Below are 17,244 nucleotides of genomic sequence, written 5' to 3' on the forward strand. Positions count from 1 at the left end.
CGCCCGTCCTGAGCCCGTACGTCACCGCGCCCGGCAGCAGGACCGGCGCGGTGAACTCGGCGCGCACCGTCACGGCCTCAGGGAGGCCGTGCGCGGCGCGACACGGTCCTCCGCTACTTCGCGATGGAGGTGGAGGGGCTGTACAGGGGAGAAGGGGAGGCGGTTCACGAGCCGTCGGCGGGTGGTGTGCGGGCGATCAGGAAGGCCTGGGGGGTCGACTCGCCCTGCGCTTCGTCCGCCGCGCGTTCGGAACGCAGGACGAGGGTGAACCCGGCCTCCTCCAGGAGATCCGCCATCCGGTCCGGGCGGCGGCGCAGGAAGTCCAGGACGACCGGGTGGCCGAACGGACGCTCTAGGCGTCGGGCTTCCTCTCCGGCCTGGAAGGCGAGCAGCAGATGTCCCCCGGGTGCCAGGATCCGGCGGAACCCGGCGAACAGGGCCGGCAGCTCGTCCTGCGGGGTGTGGATGCTGGAGTACCAGGAGACGACGCCGGCCAGGCTGCCGTCGGGGAGGCCCGGCTCCAGCATCGAGCCCTGCTCGAAACGCAGGCCCGGGTTCTCGCGGCGGGCGACCCCGATCATCGATTCCGACAGGTCGAGGCCGAAGACGTTCAGGCCGCAGGAGGCCAGGTGGGCCGTCACCCATCCGGGGCCGCACCCCAGGTCGGCGACCTCCCCGCCGGCCCCGCCGGCCCCGCCGGCCCCGCCGGCTCCGACGAGCCCGGCGAACCCGGTCAGCAGCGCCAGCTCCAGCGGCTGTGCGGCGAAAACGTCACGGAAGTGGTCGGCGTAGTCCTCGGCGATGGCGTCGTAGAAGGCGCGGGTGGCATCGGTCACGGGCAGGGAGCCTAGCCGCGGCCACTGACAGTGGGGTGGGTGCGTGGCTGATGCGGGGAGCCGGGGAGCCGGGGAGAAAAGGCAGGAGCCCCTTTCGCCTGACGGCGCGGGGCTCCTTGGGTACTGCTAGTCGTTCCCGGATCGGCGAGGATCAGACCGGGGTGACGTTCTCCGCCTGCGGGCCCTTGGGGCCCTGCGTGACGTCGAAGGACACCTGCTGGTTCTCCTCGAGGGAGCGGAAGCCGCTCGCGTTGATCGCGGAGTAGTGGACGAAGACGTCGGGGCCGCCGCCTTCCTGGGCGATGAAACCAAAGCCCTTTTCGGCGTTGAACCACTTCACGGTTCCGGTAGCCATAAGCCCTCCTTGGGCCCAAAGGGTTGCCCTGCTCCAGAACCCAGCAAGTGTGAAGACCAATTCCGCACAATCGCATCCGTCTGAGAACGACGAGAGCCCGCGGTCACATGCTCCGCAGGCTCTGTACTGCAAGGGAAACCAAACTGCAACTTGCGGACGAGCCTAGCACGCGACCGCCCGCGCGCAATAGAGGTCAAGATCACGTCACCCGAATGTTTCAACGTCACTGCCGTCCCATGTGTGGGAGCGGATGTCGGGCAGATGTCGGGCGGTTGTCGGGTGGAAGACGAGGCGATGGCGGGTGGATGGCGGATCGATGTCAGGTATATGCCGGACCGGTACCGGCATATGCCCGACGGGTGCGGAGTCGACGTCGGGGGCCCGGAGCACCCACCCCACGGCATGAGGGCTAGCCTCGCGATGTGGACAATCCTCGCACCCGGCCGCGCGTCGGACACATTCAGTTCCTGAACTGCATGCCCCTCTACTGGGGGCTCGCGAGAACGGGCACTCTCCTCGACTTCGAGCTGTCGAAGGACACCCCCGAGAAGCTCAGCGAGAAGCTCGTGCAGGGAGATCTCGACATCGGGCCGATCACCCTGGTCGAGTTCCTCAAGCACGCCGACCGGCTGGTCGCCTTCCCCGACATCGCCGTCGGCTGCGACGGCCCGGTGATGTCGTGCGTGATCGTCTCGCAGGTCCCGCTGGAGCGGCTGGACGGCGCCCGGGTCGCTCTCGGCTCGACCTCGCGCACCTCCGTACGCCTCGCCCAGCTCCTGCTCGCCGAGCGGTACGGCGTGAAGCCCGACTACTACACGTGTCCGCCCGACCTCAGTCTGATGATGCAGGAGGCCGACGCGGCCGTCCTCATCGGCGACGCGGCACTGCGCGCGAACATGGTCGAGGGGCCCCGCTACGGGCTCGACGTGTACGACCTGGGCGCGCTGTGGAAGGAGTGGACGGGGCTGCCGTTCGTGTTCGCCGTCTGGGCGGCGCGTCGCGACTACCTGGAGCGCGAGCCGGCCATCACCCGCCAGGTGCACGAGGCCTTCCTCGCCTCCCGCAACCTCTCCCTGGAGGAGGTCGGCAAGGTCGCCGAGCAGGCGGCCCGCTGGGAGTCCTTCGACGAGAAGACCCTGGCCCAGTACTTCACCACCCTCGACTTCAGCTTCGGGCCCCCGCAGCTGGCGGCGGTCACGGAGTTCGCCCGCCGGGTGGGGCCGACGACGGGCTTCGCGGCGGACGTGAAGGTCGACCTGCTGCAGCCGTGAGGACACGGCGACGACCCGCTCCCCGCTGACGGACGCCTGAGTACGAGCGGGACGGGGGAGGGTCGGCCACGGGGGACGGGACGGACGGGGCGGACTCCGTGCGGCCGCTCGATGTCGACGAGCCCGCGGCCGTGGGGCCGTGCCGGCTGCTCGGCAGGCTCGGTGCGGGCGGCATGGGCCGGGTCCACCCGGGCCGCGGCGCCGGCGGCCGTACGGTCGCGGTCAAGATCGTGCACCCGCACTTCGCGCCGGACGGGGAGTTCGTGCCAGGTTCCGGCGCGAGACCGAGGCCGCGTGCCGGGTGGACGGCGCCCGGACGGCCCCGTCCTGGACGCCGCCCCCGACGCCCGGGTGCCGTGGGTCGCCACCGCCTACGCGGCGGGCCCGTCCCTCGCGGCGGCGGTCACGCACGGCGGCCCCCTGCCCGCCCACACCGTAAGGGAGTTGGCCGCGGGTCCGGGCGAGGCGCTGGCGGCGGTGCACGAACTGGGCGTGGTGCACAGGGACGTGAAGTCGTCGAGCGTCCTTCTCGCCCTGGGAGGACCGCTGTTGAGCGACTGTCGCCCGAGCGGATGGGCAAGGGCGTCACGGGCGTGACGTACGTCTTCTCGCTGGGCACCCGTAACTCCACTGGTCACAGCTGTCACTTACTGTGTCTGCGGTAGCGAACGCAGTCGCACGAGCCCGGTGCTCGTCAACGCGGCACGACGGATAAGGCCCACCATGGAGACACTGCAGCCGGACGATCCACAGGAGTTGGGCGGCTACCGTCTGCTGCGAAGACTCGGCGCGGGCGGCATGGGCCGCGTCTACCTCGCCAGATCGCCCGGCGGCCGTACCGTCGCGGTGAAGGTGGTCCGCCCCGATCTCGCGGCGGACGGTGACTTCCGCGCCAGGTTCCGGCACGAGGTCGAGATCGCGAAGGCGGTCTCCGGTCGGTTCACCGCCCCCGTCGTCGACGCCGACCCTGACGCGCCCCTGCCGTGGCTGGCCACGTCGTACGTCCTCGGTCCCGATCTGACGGACGTGGTCGCGGCCCACGGAGCGCTGCCGGAACGCACGGTCCGCGCGCTGGCCGCCGGGCTCGCCGCCGCGCTCCAGGACATCCACGCGGCGGGCCTCGTACACCGTGACCTCAAGCCCTCGAACGTGTTGCTGGCCGCGGACGGGCCGCGTGTCATCGACTTCGGCATCGCACGGGCGGTGGACGGAAGTCGGATGACCCAGACGGGGGTCGTCGTCGGCTCACCCGGCTACATGTCGCCGGAGCAGGCGACGGGCAAGGACATCGGAACGGCGGCCGACGTCTTCTCGCTGGGAGCGGTGATCGCGTTCGCGGCGACCGGGCGGAGTGCCTTCGGTGACGGCGCGGCCTCGCACGCCGCCCTCCTGTACCAGGTCGTGCACGGAGAGGCGGACCTCACCGGCGTACCGCAGTCCCTGCTCGGTCTGGTTCGCGCCTGCCTGATGAAGGAGCCGGAGCAGCGACCGGCGCCTTCGGAGATCGTGGCGGCACTGGCCGAGCAGGGCATCGACGCGGCCCTGCGGGACTGGTTGCCCTCGGCGGTCGCGTCGACGATCGCGACCCACGCCGCGGGGATACTGGACCTGGAGGCTCCCGAGGTGCCCCCGGCCGCCCCGCAGGTCCGGGCCGCGGCCGGCTTCGGTCCGGCGCCGACGATGCTGGACGGGGCACCGTCGACCGGGACGCCGTCGACCGGGACGGCCGGGTACGGCACCCCGCCCGGTGGTGCACCGGCACCCGCGTACGGCGCGCCCCTTCCCGGCACGGTCCAGCTCGGTGCGGACGGGGCGCCCGCTCCGGCCCGTTCCCGGCGCTGGGTGCTGGGTACGGCCCTCGGTGGCGCCGCGGCTGTCGCGGTGGCCGGTTCCGGTGCCGCATGGCTGCTCACGTACGGTGACGACGCCTCCGACGAGGCAACGGACAGTCCGGGCAAGGGCGGTTCGGCCGAGCCGGTGGACGAGAACTTCACGACCCCACCCGCCGGGGTGGCACCTCAGCCGCTGTGGCACGCCTCGGCCGTGGAGGACAGCACCACGACGGATGTACCGCTCCTCACGCACGAGGGGCTGCTTCTGGTCAGCGGCGATCCGCTCGTGGCCTACGACGTCAGGACGGGGAAGGCCCGCTGGACCAAACCGGGAATCTGCCGCCCCGGAGCCCAACTCCTCTTCCACGACGGCAAGGTGTTTCTCGCCGACGGGGACTACGACGGTGCCCTGGTCGCCCACGACGCCGAGAACGGCGAGGAGGTCTGGCGCAGCCGCCTGGGCGAACAGCTCTCCGTCGAGGACACGATCGCCATCGACGCCGAGAACGTCTACGTGGTGGCGACCGACTACGGTCAGGCGCAAAGCGCCACCAAGCACCGCAAGGCCGTCGCGGCCGTCAGCCACACCACCGGAAAGACGGCGTGGATCGAGCACCGGGACTGGGGCACCAAGAGCTACGACGTCCAGGGCTCGGTCTCGGGCAAGTACCTGGTCTACGCCGACTCGAACTACAACCTCACCGTCCGGGACACCGCCACGGGCGGTCAGCTGTGGACGAAGAAGATCGGCGACGAATGGAGCCGGCGGCCCACGGTCGCGGAGGGACTCGTCTTCCTTCCGGGGGAGGAGCTCGTGGCCGTGGACGCGGACACGGGCGGCACCGTCTGGACGTTGTCCCCCAACGGCCGCCGGGGCTTCGGCAACCCGACGGTCATCGACGGTGTGCTCTACACCAGCGACCACGACGACGGCGTGTGGGCCGTGGATGTCAAGAGCGGCAAACGGACGTGGCTCTGCGACGAGTTGGACGTCGAGGGGCCCGAGACGTTCCTGCGGGCCGGGACGGCACTGTACGGCGCCACCGGATCCCTGGACGGCGGCATCGTGGCCCTGGAGGCCAAGACGGGCAAACTCCGTTGGACCTACAGCGACAGCAAGGCCGTCGGCGAGCCGTGGCAGGTCACCATCTCCGGGAACCGGCTGCTGGTGACGCACGGGCCGGAGATCTACGCGCTACCGGCGGTCTGAGGCACGGGCGGCCGAGCTCACGGTCGGGGACTGACAGGGGTCTCCCTTGTCGGAGCGGCGAATGGTGGCGAATGGCGATGAATGTCGGCGAATGCGGTCACAGGGGCCGACGGGGGAGGAAGGCCGTCATGCGGATGCCGGTCACGGTCGTCAGCGAGGGCGGTGAGCCACACGACGTCGTCGTCACCGCCGACGACACCGCGGCGGCCGGCGACGTCGCGGAGGCGCTGTCGACGGAACCGGTCCGAAGCGGCGCCCCGAGAGACATGCCGGCGAACGTCAGCGTCCTGCCCGTCACGGCGCCGCCCCCGCTCCCCGTTCACGGGACCGGCGGGCCGTCCCTGTGGGCCGACGGCGTGCTCTGCGACCCGGCGGTACCCGTGGCCCAGGCTCCGCGTCCGCATCCAGCATGCCGTAGATCATTTGCGGGACAACGCACAGGTTTTTGACGTACAGGAACTGGATCTCATGGGGAAGAAGAAAAAGAAGCGGTCGCGGGACGACTGGACGCTGCCTCCGAAGTCCGCGGAAGGGAAGGCTCTGGAACGGGAGTTGCAGAGGATCCGGGCGGCAGTGCGCCAGCCGCCGCTTCCGCAACGACGCCTGATCCTGACGCTCTTCGTCATGGCGCTGGGGGCAGGCTCGGCCTTCCTCGTGTTCTTGTTGCCCTCGCAGTCGCTCGTGGACGACCTGCGCTCCAGGGGGGTGTCCGTTGCGGCCGAGATAACGGCCTCGCCGAAGAACAAGTACGGCGAGGCGGGGAACGTCAGGGTTCGATTCAGCGGACCCGAGGGCGAGGTCGAAACCGTGCTCAGTGACTGGGGCGGAAAGCGCCCTGAAGGTCTGCTTCAAGGAGCCGTGGTCCCAGTGGTCTACGACCCTCAGGAGCCGACTCGAGTGCTGACGATGGAGTGGGTCGACAGCCCGCCCGTCATGACGTTGCCCATGCTTATCGCGTTGGTGTTCGCGCCCCTGATGTTGGCCGGCGCGATTTTTGCCGCGATACGGCGCCGCAACACGCTGAAGGCAAGGGGGCAGACCGCAGCGGCCTGACTCGCGAACGGCCAATGATCCATGAACGAAAGTGGGTGTGGGGGACCGTCGGCCGGCCGCCCCGGCGGCGGGGGGTATGAGGAGGTGCGCCTGCGAACTCCCTGGCCCCGGGGAGCGGGTGCGGGCGGTGTTCCCGTGGGACCTGTGGTTCGGCGGCGAGGACGGTGCCGACGGGTGGGCGCGGCTGCGCCGGGCCGCCGGACTGGCGGTGTCCGAACGCCGTCTGGGCGGTAAGGGAGCCTGGCCCAAGGGCCCGGTGCTGGGCACGGGGCTGCTGCCCGAGTCCGGTCGGGCGGCCCGTCGTACGGCTCGGTTCCCCGGCACCGTCGCCGGGGTGTCGTCCACCGCAGTCATGGCCTTCGGCTCCTTCTTCTCCGTGGTCCAGGGCCTGCGGATCGCGGGCCCGGCCCCCGGACCGGCGGCCGCCGCGGTGCTCATGGGGGCGCTCGGCCTCGTCCTGCAGGCCGTGCCGTACGCGATCCACCAGCCGCGCAGCCGGCTCCTGCTCGACCGGCCGGTTCCGGAACAGACCTCCGGGGAAGGCACCCGATGACACGGGCCGAGGGGACCGCCCCGCCCGCCGACCACCGCCTGCTGCTGCCGGAGGGCTGGGTCCCGTTTCCCCTGTCCGGCACGCTGGACCTGGACTACTGGGCCAAGTGCCAGGCGAAGGACCTCGTCGAACGGTACGAGCGCGACGGGGAGAAGGGCAACGCCCGCCTGCTGACCCGCGACCTCACACGCACGGCGGCCGACTGCCGAGGCGGCCCGGTTCTGGAACATCCCGAGGATCTGCACATCGTTCACCGTGGAGTCGTAGGACGGGCACGGGCCCTGGGGGAGCCGCCCCGCATTGCCTTCGGGGGCCGTGGGCGGGCCGCTTACGGATGAGTACGGATGAGTACGGGTGAAGGAAGTGAGAGGTTCGGCTGACCACTTCGCCACACTCGTGAATTTCACGACGCACGGATGAGCCGTACGATTCTCATGCCGCTGGTCGCTTCATTCCCCGCGTGCTTTGATCGGAGCGCGCGGTTCGCCGGAAGGTAATTCCGCTTTCGGGAACCGGGCGAGCTCCGCCGCCGCTCATTGTTGTCATGAAGGGAAACGCGCGCCATGAACCTCGTCCCCCAGGTCGCGACCGCCGAAATCTCCGACGCCGATCTGGACTCCGTCTCCGGCGGCCAGGCGGGCGTCGGCTCCGCAGCCAACCCCGCTCTCGGTGTCCATGCCGAGGTCGGCAACATCGGCGTCACCGCAGGCCTGGGTGCCTCCGTCTCTCCCGAGGGCCTCTCGGCGGTCGGCACCTTCGCCGTCACCCAGTACTGACAGAACACGCCCCGTGGGCCCCGGTTCCATCCTGGAGCCGGGGCTCACGGCGCATCTGCGGGGCGGTGCGCCACAGATACGGCGAAGGGGCGCTGTTTATCGCCCTTACCGCCCCGCTCATCCTTGACCTTCATTTTGTTCTTGGCCTGCTTGGTGAGTTCGTCGCCTCGTTTTCCGAGGTCTGCAGAGGTGGATGGGAATGTTCCTGCGCGGGGAGCCGTTCGCTCCCGGTGACTTGACGGACTGGAATATTCCCGAGGCGGACGATGGCGCCCCGGTGTCGTCACCTTCTCGTCAGGGCAAGGCACGGAGGACTTCCGGGAGGAGCGCGGCTGGGCTCTCGACGCCTCGGGGCAAGGGCTGTACGCGGTCTTCTGTCACCTCCGCACGCGGTCGCTGCACGTGACGACGGTGTCCGGGGTGCGAACCGGGTCGACGGATTCCGAGGCTTCTGGGGTTGGCAGCCGCTGGCCGGGGACGGCAACCGGGGCAAGCTCGTGTGGTGTGACCTTGTGGCGGGGGGACGCGTTGATCAAGCCGACCGGGAAGGAGAGCTGATGGTCGGCTCGTCGCAGACGGGATTTGATGCGGATGGTGTCCCGCCGAATGGTGTGGGGGCCTTTGCGGTCCCTGCGCTGCGGAGCCGGAGACGGGTGCTGTGCCGAAAACCGTGAGCAGTTAGCGGGCGTGTGTCACGTAAGCGCTCAAACGAGCGGCCTCAGGGCAGTGGTGGCTGAAGTGTTCACGGCTTTGGGACGATGTGTCGTCCCCGGGGCGTGGACGCGTGTCCCGGCATCGCACACGTCAAGGCCGCCGTCCCACCGGTCGGTCGCGGAAAACCGCCCGCATGAGCAGCTGACCGCCCCCGGCACGGAGGGCTTTGAGCAGAGCTGCCGTGAAGGGCAGGCGCAGAGCGTCATTCCGCTGCTGTTCCATTGGCGTGGGATCGATGTGCCGGATACCGTCCGCGAGAGGGTGCGGGCCGGACGAACTGCTGCCGACCTGGCGCGGCGCGGTCGCGGCGGCGGGATGAGCGCGGAGGGATGAGCGCGGAGGGACGGGTGTGGAGGGGATGAGCAGGGCGGGGACGAGCGTGGCGGGGATGGGTACGGGGTGACGACCGGTTTGCTGGTCGCGGCCGCCGCGTTGTGGGGTGCGGCGGCGGGGGCGCTGCTGCCGCGGGCGGCCTACCGGTTCTCCGCACCGGCGGGGGAGGAGTGGCGGGCGGTCTGCCCCGCGGGACACCCCCTGGCGGGCTGGCTCGGGCCGGCCCGGTGCGGGGGGTGTGCGACGGCGCCCCCGTACGGCTCGGGCACCGCTCTCGTCGTCGTCACCGCCCTTGTCTGCGCCGCCCTCGCCGCCGCCACCGACACGCGGCCCGAGGTGGGCGTCTGGCTGCTGCTCGCGCCCGTCGGCGTGTTGCTGGCGGTCGTCGACTTCCGGGTCCAGCGGCTGCCCGACCCGCTCACCCTCCCGTTCGCCGGAGCCGCCCTCGCCCTGCTCGGCCCGGTCACCCTCGTTCCCGAACACGTGGGTGAGTGGACGACCGCCCTGCTGGGCGCCCTCGCGCTCGGCGCCGGCTACTTCGTCCTGTTCCTCGTCAACCCGGGCGGCATGGGTTTCGGCGACGTGAAGCTCGCCCTCGGCGCGGGGGCCGTCCTCGGCTGGTACGGCTGGCCCACCGTGATGCTCGGCACCTTCGCCGGGTTCCTGTTCGGGGCGCTGTACGGCGGTGCCCTCGTCGTCGCGCGGCGGGCGGGGCGCAAGACGGCCATACCGTTCGGGCCGTTCCTGATCGCCGGCGCGTTCGCCGGGCTGCTGACCGGCGCGTACACGGCCTGACGCCGGGGCATGCGTACCGGGTGCGGTAGCACCGGGTGCGGTACGGCCTGACGTCGGGCGCCGTGGACCGCTGGCGTAGGCTGGTCCAGCCCGTCCGCAACCCTTACGAACCTTACGAACCTTACGAAAGGGACGCCCGGTGACCGAGAAGGCCGACCTTCAGCCCATCCTCGACCGTGCTGCCGCAGGCGGGCGGATCACCCCCGAAGAGGCGCTCGACCTCTACCGCGACGCCCCGCTGCACGCACTGGGCGCCGCCGCCGACGCCGTACGCCGTCGCCGGTACGCCGGGACCGAGCACATCGCGACGTACATCATCGAGCGCAACATCAACTACACGAACGTGTGCGTCACGGCGTGCAGGTTCTGCGCCTTCTACGCCGCGCCCAAGGACACCGCCAAGGGCTGGACCCGCGACCTCGACGACATCCTGCGGCGCTGCGCCGAGACCGTCGAACTCGGCGGTACGCAGATCATGTTCCAGGGCGGCCACCACCCGGACTACGGCGTCGAGTACTACGAGAAGCACTTCGCCGCCATCAAGAAGGAGTTCCCGCAGCTCGTCATCCACAGCCTGGGGGCGAGCGAGGTCGAGCACATGGCCCGGATCTCGAAGGTGTCGGTCGAGGAGGCCATCACGCGCATCCACGCGGCCGGGCTCGACTCCTTCGCCGGGGCAGGCGCCGAACTGCTGCCCGAGCGGCCGCGCAAGGCCATCGCGCCGCTGAAGGAGTCCGGCGAACGCTGGCTGGAGATCATGGAGATCGCGCACGGGCTGGGCGTCGAGTCGACGTCCACCATGCTGATGGGCACCGGCGAGACCAACGCCGAGCGCATCGAGCACCTGCGCATGATCCGGGACGTGCAGGACCGCACGGGCGGCTTCCGCGCCTTCATCCCGTACACCTACCAGCCCGAGAACAACCACCTGAAGGGCCGCACCCAGGCCACGATCTTCGAGTACCTGCGGATGATCGCCATCGCCCGGCTGTTCTTCGACAACGTCGCCCACATCCAGGGCTCCTGGCTGACCACCGGCAAGGAGGTCGGCCAGCTCTCGATGCACTACGGGGCGGACGACCTCGGCTCGATCATGCTGGAGGAGAACGTCGTCTCCTCCGCCGGCGCCAAGCACCGCTCCAACCGCCTGGAGATCATCGACCTGATCCGCAAGGCGGGCCGGGTCCCCGCGCAGCGGAGCACGACGTACGAGCACATCGTGGTGCACGACGACCCGGCGAACGACCCCGTCGACGACCGCGTCGTCTCGCACATCTCGTCCACGGCGATCGAGGGCGGCACGGCACACCCGGAGCTGAAGCTGCTCCCCGCGAACTGACGCGACCGTGCTCACGATCCACGTCGCCGAGGCCACGCCCGAACTGGCCGTCCTGATCGACGGCGCGATCGTCGCCGCCGTCGGCCCGTACGAGGAGCTGGCCGCCGCCCGTCCGCAGGCGCGGGTGCGGCGGTGGCCCGGAATCCTCACCCCCGGGTTGCTCAACCCCTACGGGCCCGAGCTGCTCGAAGGGACCTATCATCCGGACCCGCGCGAGGCCGACGAGTTCGGCACCGAGCCGATCACCGGGGAGCGGGCGCAGGCGATCTTCCGCGCCGACGAGTCACGGCGCGGCGCCAGTGCGCGCCGCGGGGTGCAGCGGCTGCTGGCGCACGGAACGGTCGCCGTCGCGGGCGAGCTGCGCAGCCGACCGGTCCTGGACGTCGTTCGCCGGGCCGGGCTCGTGGTGGGCGCTCGACCGGCGCACCTGCCGGGGCCGCCGTCCTTCTCGCCGGTGCCGCTCGTCCTGCTGCCGAGGCCGGTTCCGGGCGGCCCTGCCCGGTTCGCGGTGTTCGACGTGGCGGACCGGGCCGAGCTGGTCCGCACCGGGGCGTCGACCTGCGTGGCCACCGTCATGGGCGGCCGGCTGGTGCACCGGCGTCGCTGACGGGCCGGCCGAGGCCCGGGGGACGCACCGAGGCAGCGAGGCAGTGAGGCGAAGAGACAGAGGGGACCGACTGAGACAATGACGCACACACCGATCCTGAGAAAGCCCCGTACCCGGACAAGTGAGGCCGAACTCCTGTGACCCGCGCAACCCTGGACAAGCAGCCGCACGAAGTCGCCTCGATGTTCGACGACGTGGCGGAACGGTACGACCTGACGAATGACGTGCTGTCGCTCGGCCAGGACCGGATCTGGCGCAAGGAGGTGGCGAAGGCGGTCGACGCGCGTCCCGCGCAGAAGGTCCTGGACCTGGCGGCCGGCACGGGCACGTCCTCGGAGCCCTTCGCGCGGACCGGCGCCTACGTCGTCCCCTGCGACTTCTCCCTCGGCATGCTCCGGGTCGGCAAGCAGCGCCGCAACTGGCTGCCCTACACCGCCGGCGACGCGACCCGGCTGCCGTTCAAGGACGACGTCTTCGACGCCGTCACCATCTCCTTCGGGCTGCGCAACGTCCAGGAGACGGACGCCGCGCTGCGCGAGATGCACCGGGTGACCCGGCCCGGCGGGCGGATCGTCATCTGCGAGTTCTCGCACCCCACGTGGGCGCCGTTCCGCACCGTCTACACCGAGTACCTGATGCGCGCGCTGCCGCCGGTCGCGCGGTCGGTGTCGTCGAACCCCGATGCGTACGTCTACCTCGCCGAGTCCATCCGGGCCTGGCCCGACCAGCCTGCTCTGGCCGAGCGGTTGCAGGGCGCCGGCTGGACGAAGGTGGCGTGGCGCAACCTCACGGGCGGTGTGGTCGCGCTGCACCGGGGCTTCAAGGCCGGCTGAGGACGGCCGCGCGAGGGGCGCCCGGTTCATGGGGTTCCTCCAGTTCGCGCCGGCGGCCGCCGGCGGGAGGTACGGGTGCGCGGGGCTCGCGCACCCCTCCGCCGCCGTCCCCCTCACCGAAGTCGAACCACACATGGACCAGGGAGCCCCTGGGCACCTCGACACCCGGCTGCGGGTACTGGCGTACGACGTGGTCGACGACGGTGAGGCGGAAGTCCGGCCGGTCCGGCGCGTCGAGGAACAGGCCGTGTGCACGGGCGGACTCGCGCGCGTCCACGGCCATCAGGCCGACCAGGCGCGGAACGCGCACTTCCGGTGTTCTGTCGGATGTCCTGGGTGTCACACGCACGGACGTCACCCCCCAGCGGTACCGGCAGGGTAGACCCGGCCACGCGTCGGCAGGAAGCAATGCGTGGCTATCTGTGACAATCCGTCACGATGTGTGGTCGAAGCGGTGGTTCGAGCTTCCGGTTTCCTCCGGGCCACCGGTTTCCTCCGGGCCCCGGTTTCGGAGAGCCAGTCGGTAGCAGTGTCCTTCCCGGCGCGAGACCGGGGTGGTGAACGTCCCGGCCAGACGCATGCCGAGCCGCCGGGTGACCGCGGCCGAGCGGGTGTTGCGGGCGTCGACCATGGCGACCACGTCCGGGACGCCCGTGGCGCGCACCCGCTCCAGCGTCTGCCGTGCGGCGGCGGTCGCGTACCCCCTGCCCCAGTGCTCCCGGCCGAGGCGCCAGCCGATCTCGATCTCGCCCGTCGGGCCCCAGTCCCGCTCCCAGGGCTGGGCGCCCGTGAAGCCGAGGACGCGGTCCGTCTCGTCGACCACGGTCCACAGGCAGAACCCGCGCTCGGCGTCGTGCCGCCGCTGGCGGGCGGTGAGTTCCTCGTAGACCGACAGCTCCGCGGCCTCGCCGCCGTGGAACTCCATGACGTCCGGATCGGCGAAGATCCGGTGCCAGGCGAAGGCGTCCTCGTGGGTGGGTACACGGAGCCGTACAGCGGGCAGAGCTCGGTTCACGGAGGCAGCCCTTCAGCCGGGTGATCAATTCTGCTGCATAGACTGCCCGTGTCCAGTGCCTGTCGGCACGCAGATATCGAACTTGGGGAGATCCCGCCGTGACCGAGCCCCTCTCCGACAACACCGCCGATGTGATCGTCGTGGGCGCGGGGCCAGCCGGCTCCACCACCGCGTACCACCTGGCCAGGTCCGGTCTCGACGTGCTCCTGCTGGAGAAGACCGCGTTTCCGAGGGAGAAGGTCTGCGGCGACGGCCTCACCCCGCGCGCCACGAAGCAACTCGTCGCGATGGGCATCGACATCTCCGAGGAGGCGGGCTGGCTGCGCAACAAGGGCCTGCGCATCATCGCCGGCGGTGTCCGCCTCCAGCTCGACTGGCCGGAACTCGCCTCCTTCCCCGACTACGGCCTGGTCCGCAAGCGCGACGACTTCGACGAGCAGCTCGCCCGGCAGGCCCAGAAGGCCGGCGCGCGGCTGTACGAGCGCTGCAACGTGGGCGCGCCGATCATCGACGACCGCACCGGCCGCATCACCGGTGTGAAGGCCAGGCTCGGCGAGGAGAAGCGGGAAGTCACCTTCCACGCCCCGCTGGTGGTGGCCGCCGACGGCAACTCCACCCGGCTGTCCCTGGCGATGGGGCTGCACCGCCGCGAGGACCGCCCGATGGGTGTCGCGGTCCGTACGTACTTCACCTCGCCCCGCCACGACGACGACTACCTGGAGTCCTGGCTGGAACTGTGGGACCGCCGCGGTCCGCAGGACCGGCTGCTCCCCGGCTACGGCTGGATCTTCGGCATGGGCGACGGGACGAGCAACGTCGGCCTGGGCGTGCTCAACACCTCGGACTCCTTCAAGGAGCTGGACTGGCGCGAGGTCCTGAAGACCTGGTGCGCCTCGCTGCCCGAGGACTGGGGCTACACCCCGGACAACATGGCCGGCCCGATCCGCGGCGCCGCGCTCCCGATGGCCTTCAACCGCCAACCGCACTACACGCGCGGGCTGTTGCTCGTCGGTGACGCGGGCGGTCTGGTGAACCCCTTCAACGGCGAGGGCATCGCCTACGCCATGGAGTCCGCGCAGATCGCCGCCGACGTCATCGTCCAGGCGTACGCCCGGGCGACGCCGGCCCAGCGGGAGATCGCCCTCCAGCGTTACCCGCGCGTCCTGAAGGACACCTACGGCGGCTACTACACGCTCGGCCGCGCGTTCGTGAAGCTCATCGGCAACCCGAAGATCATGCAGATCGCGGCCCAGCGCGGTCTGACGCACCCGATGCTGATGAAGTTCACCCTGAAGCTGCTCGCCAACCTGACGGACCCGACGGGCGGCGACGCGATGGACCGCGTCATCAACGGTCTGAGCAAGGTGGCGCCGAAGGCGTGAGGCGCCCCGCGCGTGCGGGAGCCGTGAGGGGCGCTGTGGGCGGCCGGGGCCGGACGGACGGGCTCTCGGCCGCCGACGTGTGTCCGGGGCGCTGTGCGGGGCCGCCACGGCGCCGCACGGCGCTCGGTCGATGCGATGTCACCCCGTCAACGCGCGCCACACGGGTGATGATTCGGGCATACGGACCATCTTGACCGGTCGGCCGGGTGGCCGGGCGAATGGGGAACGCACGGGCTGGAGGGCCGCTGCCACCCGGGTGGCAGCGGCCCTCCAGCCCGTGCGAACCGGGCCCGTTCGGGCCCGATCTGTCCGTAGGGGCGTGGCTCAGAGCACGCGCACGGCACCCGAGGCGGGGTAGCCGGAGAGATCCTGGATGACGACGCCCTTGGACGGGTTGGCGGCGTCCAGGTACTGGCCGTTACCGATGTAGACGCCCGTGTGGTAAGCGGAACCCTTGCCGCCCCAGTACAGGATGTCGCCGACCTGGAGGTTGGACAGCGAGACGTCGGTGCCGACGGTCGACTGGTCCTGCGAGACGCGCGGGAGGTCGACGCCGACCTGCTTGAACGCGGCCTGCACCAGGCTGGAGCAGTCCCAGGCGTTGGGTCCCGTGGCGCCCATGACGTAGGCGTCGCCCACCTGCGCCTTGAGGAAGGCGACGACGGTCGCGACGCTGCCGCCGGCCGGCGCGGAGGCGGTGACCGTGGCGGCCGTCGTGCTCGTGGCGCCCGCGTCGGTGGTGAGGGTGGCGCGCTCCGCGTCGCGCGTGGCACGCTCGGCGGCGGCCTTGCGGGCCTCCTCGGCGGCCTTCTTCCTCGCCTCGGCCTTCTTCTTGGCCTCGGCGAGGTCGGCCTTCGCCTCCTTGGCGGCCTCGGCCGCGGCGGCGTCCCGCTCGGCCTGCAGTTGGTAGTTCGCGGCGGCCTGCTGGGTGGCCTGTGCGGACTGGGCGACCTGAGTGGACAGGTCGGCCGTCAGGGTGGGCAGTTCGAGGGTCTGCGTCACCGGTTCGGCGGCGTTCGCCGCCGACGCCCCGGCCACTGCCAGGGTGCTGAGAACACCACTGGCGACTCCGGCCCGCATCGCCATCGTGGACGACGCGGTGCGGCGGGGTTTCCGGTGGCTGCGTATGTGAGCGGTGTGGGACATGGGAACAACCGGTACCAGGGGCTCCTTCATATCCACAAGAAACGTGTGCTGCGCCACAGTTGTTCAACGGCAGCCGCGAACCCCGGGCGTGTCGCTCTTTATTGACGCCGTAACGGACATTGTGGACAGGCCGTAATGGGTCTGTGGTCACGGTCTTTCATCTTTACGTCCGAATTGCCCTGGCGCCTACCACCGCTTGGAACGATTGGCCAAGCCCTCTTCCTTCGCCGCCTCGGGGGATGTGGCGGAGGTCACGGAACGGTCACCCGTCCCGGCGCGTCCGCAATGCGCGCCGCGGCGGGGTCGCGGCCGGGCCGCGGTCGGGTTGCGGCGGGATCGCGAGTGGATCACGGCCGGATCACGACCGGGCCGCGGCCGGAGCGTGGCGCCGGGACTTCGTGAACGTGTGCACGCGTCCACATCGCGCCTCGCGTCCCCCTGATGTGTGAACGCCTCCTCTAACAAGAGATCGGGTCCAGCGCCAATTTGCATGCAGGAGAACCCTCTTGATATTGAGACGGGCCCTCTGACCTGCACTGACGTGGCAAATTGTCACTTCTGGTGACCGCGCGGACGCTTCGCGTGCGAAGATCACCGCTCATCCGGCTTCATGATCGTTCGTCAGGTGGTGGAGATCACAAACCTTTGGCAATACCCCGTGTCGCAGATCACAGACCTGCGGGCATAGGATGCGGAGCGGTTGGGCTTGTGACCCGCTTCACATGTTCTCGATCTTCGCCGGGGCGGGCGTGGTTCGCGGGACGCGTGGGGCGGAAGTGAGCCCGACTCGCCAGCAGTCAGTGCCGACTGAGAGGAGCGAGGAGCGGTGAACGCGTATGCGCCCATCCTCGTACTGGGAGCCCTCGGGGCAGGCTTTGCGATCTTCTCCGTGGTCATGGCCACGCTGATCGGTCCGAAGCGGTACAACCGCGCCAGGCTCGAGGCCTACGAGTGCGGTATCGAGCCGACCCCCACGCCGGCCGGCGGCGGGCGCTTCCCCATCAAGTACTACCTGACGGCGATGCTCTTCATCGTCTTCGACATCGAGATCGTCTTCCTTTATCCCTGGGCCGTCAGCTTCGACGCGCTGGGGATTTTCGGGCTCGTGGAGATGCTGCTCTTCGTGCTCACCGTCTTCGTCGCGTACGCGTACGTATGGCGGCGCGGCGGCCTGGAATGGGACTGAAGGGCCTT

Annotated in this window: 17 protein-coding genes and 1 pseudogene; 13 read left to right on the plus strand and 5 right to left on the minus strand. The window is 70.5% G+C overall.

Annotated elements, in window-relative coordinates:
• Positions 1-164: 164 nt before the first annotated feature.
• Positions 165-836 (minus strand): class I SAM-dependent methyltransferase, encoded by a 672-nt coding sequence (locus ACVW19_RS19570; RefSeq protein ID WP_457460637.1) that lies wholly within the window; start codon positions 834-836, stop codon positions 165-167.
• Between the two features lie 151 nt (positions 837-987).
• Positions 988-1,191, minus strand: coding sequence for a cold-shock protein (locus ACVW19_RS19575; protein ID WP_003992177.1), 204 nt, complete (start codon positions 1,189-1,191; stop codon positions 988-990).
• Between the two features lie 422 nt (positions 1,192-1,613).
• On the opposite strand from ACVW19_RS19575, the gene ACVW19_RS19580 reads away from it, so the two are divergent.
• From ACVW19_RS19580 to ACVW19_RS19630, 11 genes and pseudogenes are all read left to right on the plus strand, one after another.
• Complete coding sequence (locus tag ACVW19_RS19580; RefSeq protein WP_457460638.1) at positions 1,614-2,462, plus strand: menaquinone biosynthetic enzyme MqnA/MqnD family protein; 849 nt, start codon at positions 1,614-1,616, stop codon at positions 2,460-2,462.
• A 98-nt stretch (positions 2,463-2,560) separates the two neighbouring features.
• Positions 2,561-3,050, plus strand: a pseudogene (locus ACVW19_RS19585) (protein kinase domain-containing protein); the annotation flags it as partial.
• A gap of 135 nt (positions 3,051-3,185) precedes the next feature.
• Positions 3,186-5,504: a protein kinase domain-containing protein gene (locus ACVW19_RS19590; protein WP_457460639.1), complete on the plus strand. Its 2,319-nt coding sequence runs from the start codon at positions 3,186-3,188 to the stop codon at positions 5,502-5,504.
• Positions 5,505-5,927: 423 nt separating this feature from the next.
• Positions 5,928-6,557 carry a DUF3592 domain-containing protein gene (locus ACVW19_RS19595; protein WP_457460640.1) on the plus strand — a complete coding sequence of 210 codons (630 nt, stop codon included), beginning with the start codon at positions 5,928-5,930 and terminating at the stop codon, positions 6,555-6,557.
• Positions 6,558-6,684: 127 nt separating this feature from the next.
• Positions 6,685-7,110: a hypothetical protein gene (locus ACVW19_RS19600; protein WP_457460641.1), complete on the plus strand. Its 426-nt coding sequence runs from the start codon at positions 6,685-6,687 to the stop codon at positions 7,108-7,110.
• Positions 7,107-7,448, plus strand: coding sequence for a hypothetical protein (locus tag ACVW19_RS19605; protein WP_457460642.1), 342 nt, complete (start codon positions 7,107-7,109; stop codon positions 7,446-7,448). Before ACVW19_RS19600 ends, ACVW19_RS19605 begins: the two co-directional genes overlap by 4 nt.
• A 225-nt stretch (positions 7,449-7,673) precedes the next feature.
• Positions 7,674-7,886, plus strand: coding sequence for a hypothetical protein (locus ACVW19_RS19610; protein ID WP_457460643.1), 213 nt, complete (start codon positions 7,674-7,676; stop codon positions 7,884-7,886).
• Between the two features lie 1,113 nt (positions 7,887-8,999).
• Positions 9,000-9,728 (plus strand): prepilin peptidase, encoded by a 729-nt coding sequence (locus tag ACVW19_RS19615; protein WP_457460644.1) that lies wholly within the window; start codon positions 9,000-9,002, stop codon positions 9,726-9,728.
• Between the two features lie 139 nt (positions 9,729-9,867).
• Positions 9,868-11,067 (plus strand): cyclic dehypoxanthinyl futalosine synthase, encoded by a 1,200-nt coding sequence (gene mqnC, locus ACVW19_RS19620; protein WP_457460645.1) that lies wholly within the window; start codon positions 9,868-9,870, stop codon positions 11,065-11,067.
• Between the two features lie 7 nt (positions 11,068-11,074).
• Complete coding sequence (locus tag ACVW19_RS19625) at positions 11,075-11,674, plus strand: hypothetical protein (RefSeq protein WP_457460646.1); 600 nt, start codon at positions 11,075-11,077, stop codon at positions 11,672-11,674.
• A gap of 137 nt (positions 11,675-11,811) precedes the next feature.
• Complete coding sequence (locus ACVW19_RS19630; RefSeq protein ID WP_457460647.1) at positions 11,812-12,507, plus strand: demethylmenaquinone methyltransferase; 696 nt, start codon at positions 11,812-11,814, stop codon at positions 12,505-12,507.
• On the opposite strand, the gene ACVW19_RS19635 is transcribed toward ACVW19_RS19630, so the two are convergent.
• Positions 12,494-12,817, minus strand: coding sequence for a PASTA domain-containing protein (locus ACVW19_RS19635; protein WP_457460648.1), 324 nt, complete (start codon positions 12,815-12,817; stop codon positions 12,494-12,496). The genes ACVW19_RS19630 and ACVW19_RS19635 overlap by 14 nt on opposite strands.
• Positions 12,818-12,940: 123 nt before the next feature.
• Positions 12,941-13,522 (minus strand): GNAT family N-acetyltransferase, encoded by a 582-nt coding sequence (locus ACVW19_RS19640; protein WP_457460649.1) that lies wholly within the window; start codon positions 13,520-13,522, stop codon positions 12,941-12,943.
• A gap of 98 nt (positions 13,523-13,620) precedes the next feature.
• Between ACVW19_RS19640 and ACVW19_RS19645 the strand changes: the two genes are divergently transcribed.
• Positions 13,621-14,904, plus strand: coding sequence for a geranylgeranyl reductase family protein (locus ACVW19_RS19645; RefSeq protein ID WP_457460650.1), 1,284 nt, complete (start codon positions 13,621-13,623; stop codon positions 14,902-14,904).
• Between the two features lie 324 nt (positions 14,905-15,228).
• Here the strand turns inward: ACVW19_RS19645 and ACVW19_RS19650 are convergent, their stop codons facing one another.
• Positions 15,229-16,080, minus strand: a complete 852-nt coding sequence (locus ACVW19_RS19650; protein WP_457460651.1) for a C40 family peptidase — start codon at positions 16,078-16,080, stop codon at positions 15,229-15,231.
• Between the two features lie 796 nt (positions 16,081-16,876).
• Between ACVW19_RS19650 and ACVW19_RS19655 the strand changes: the two genes are divergently transcribed.
• Positions 16,877-17,236 carry an NADH-quinone oxidoreductase subunit A gene (locus tag ACVW19_RS19655; RefSeq protein ID WP_055570452.1) on the plus strand — a complete coding sequence of 120 codons (360 nt, stop codon included), beginning with the start codon at positions 16,877-16,879 and terminating at the stop codon, positions 17,234-17,236.
• Positions 17,237-17,244: the final 8 nt, after the last annotated feature.

The sequence above is a fragment of the Streptomyces sp. TE5632 genome (assembly GCF_054061295.1).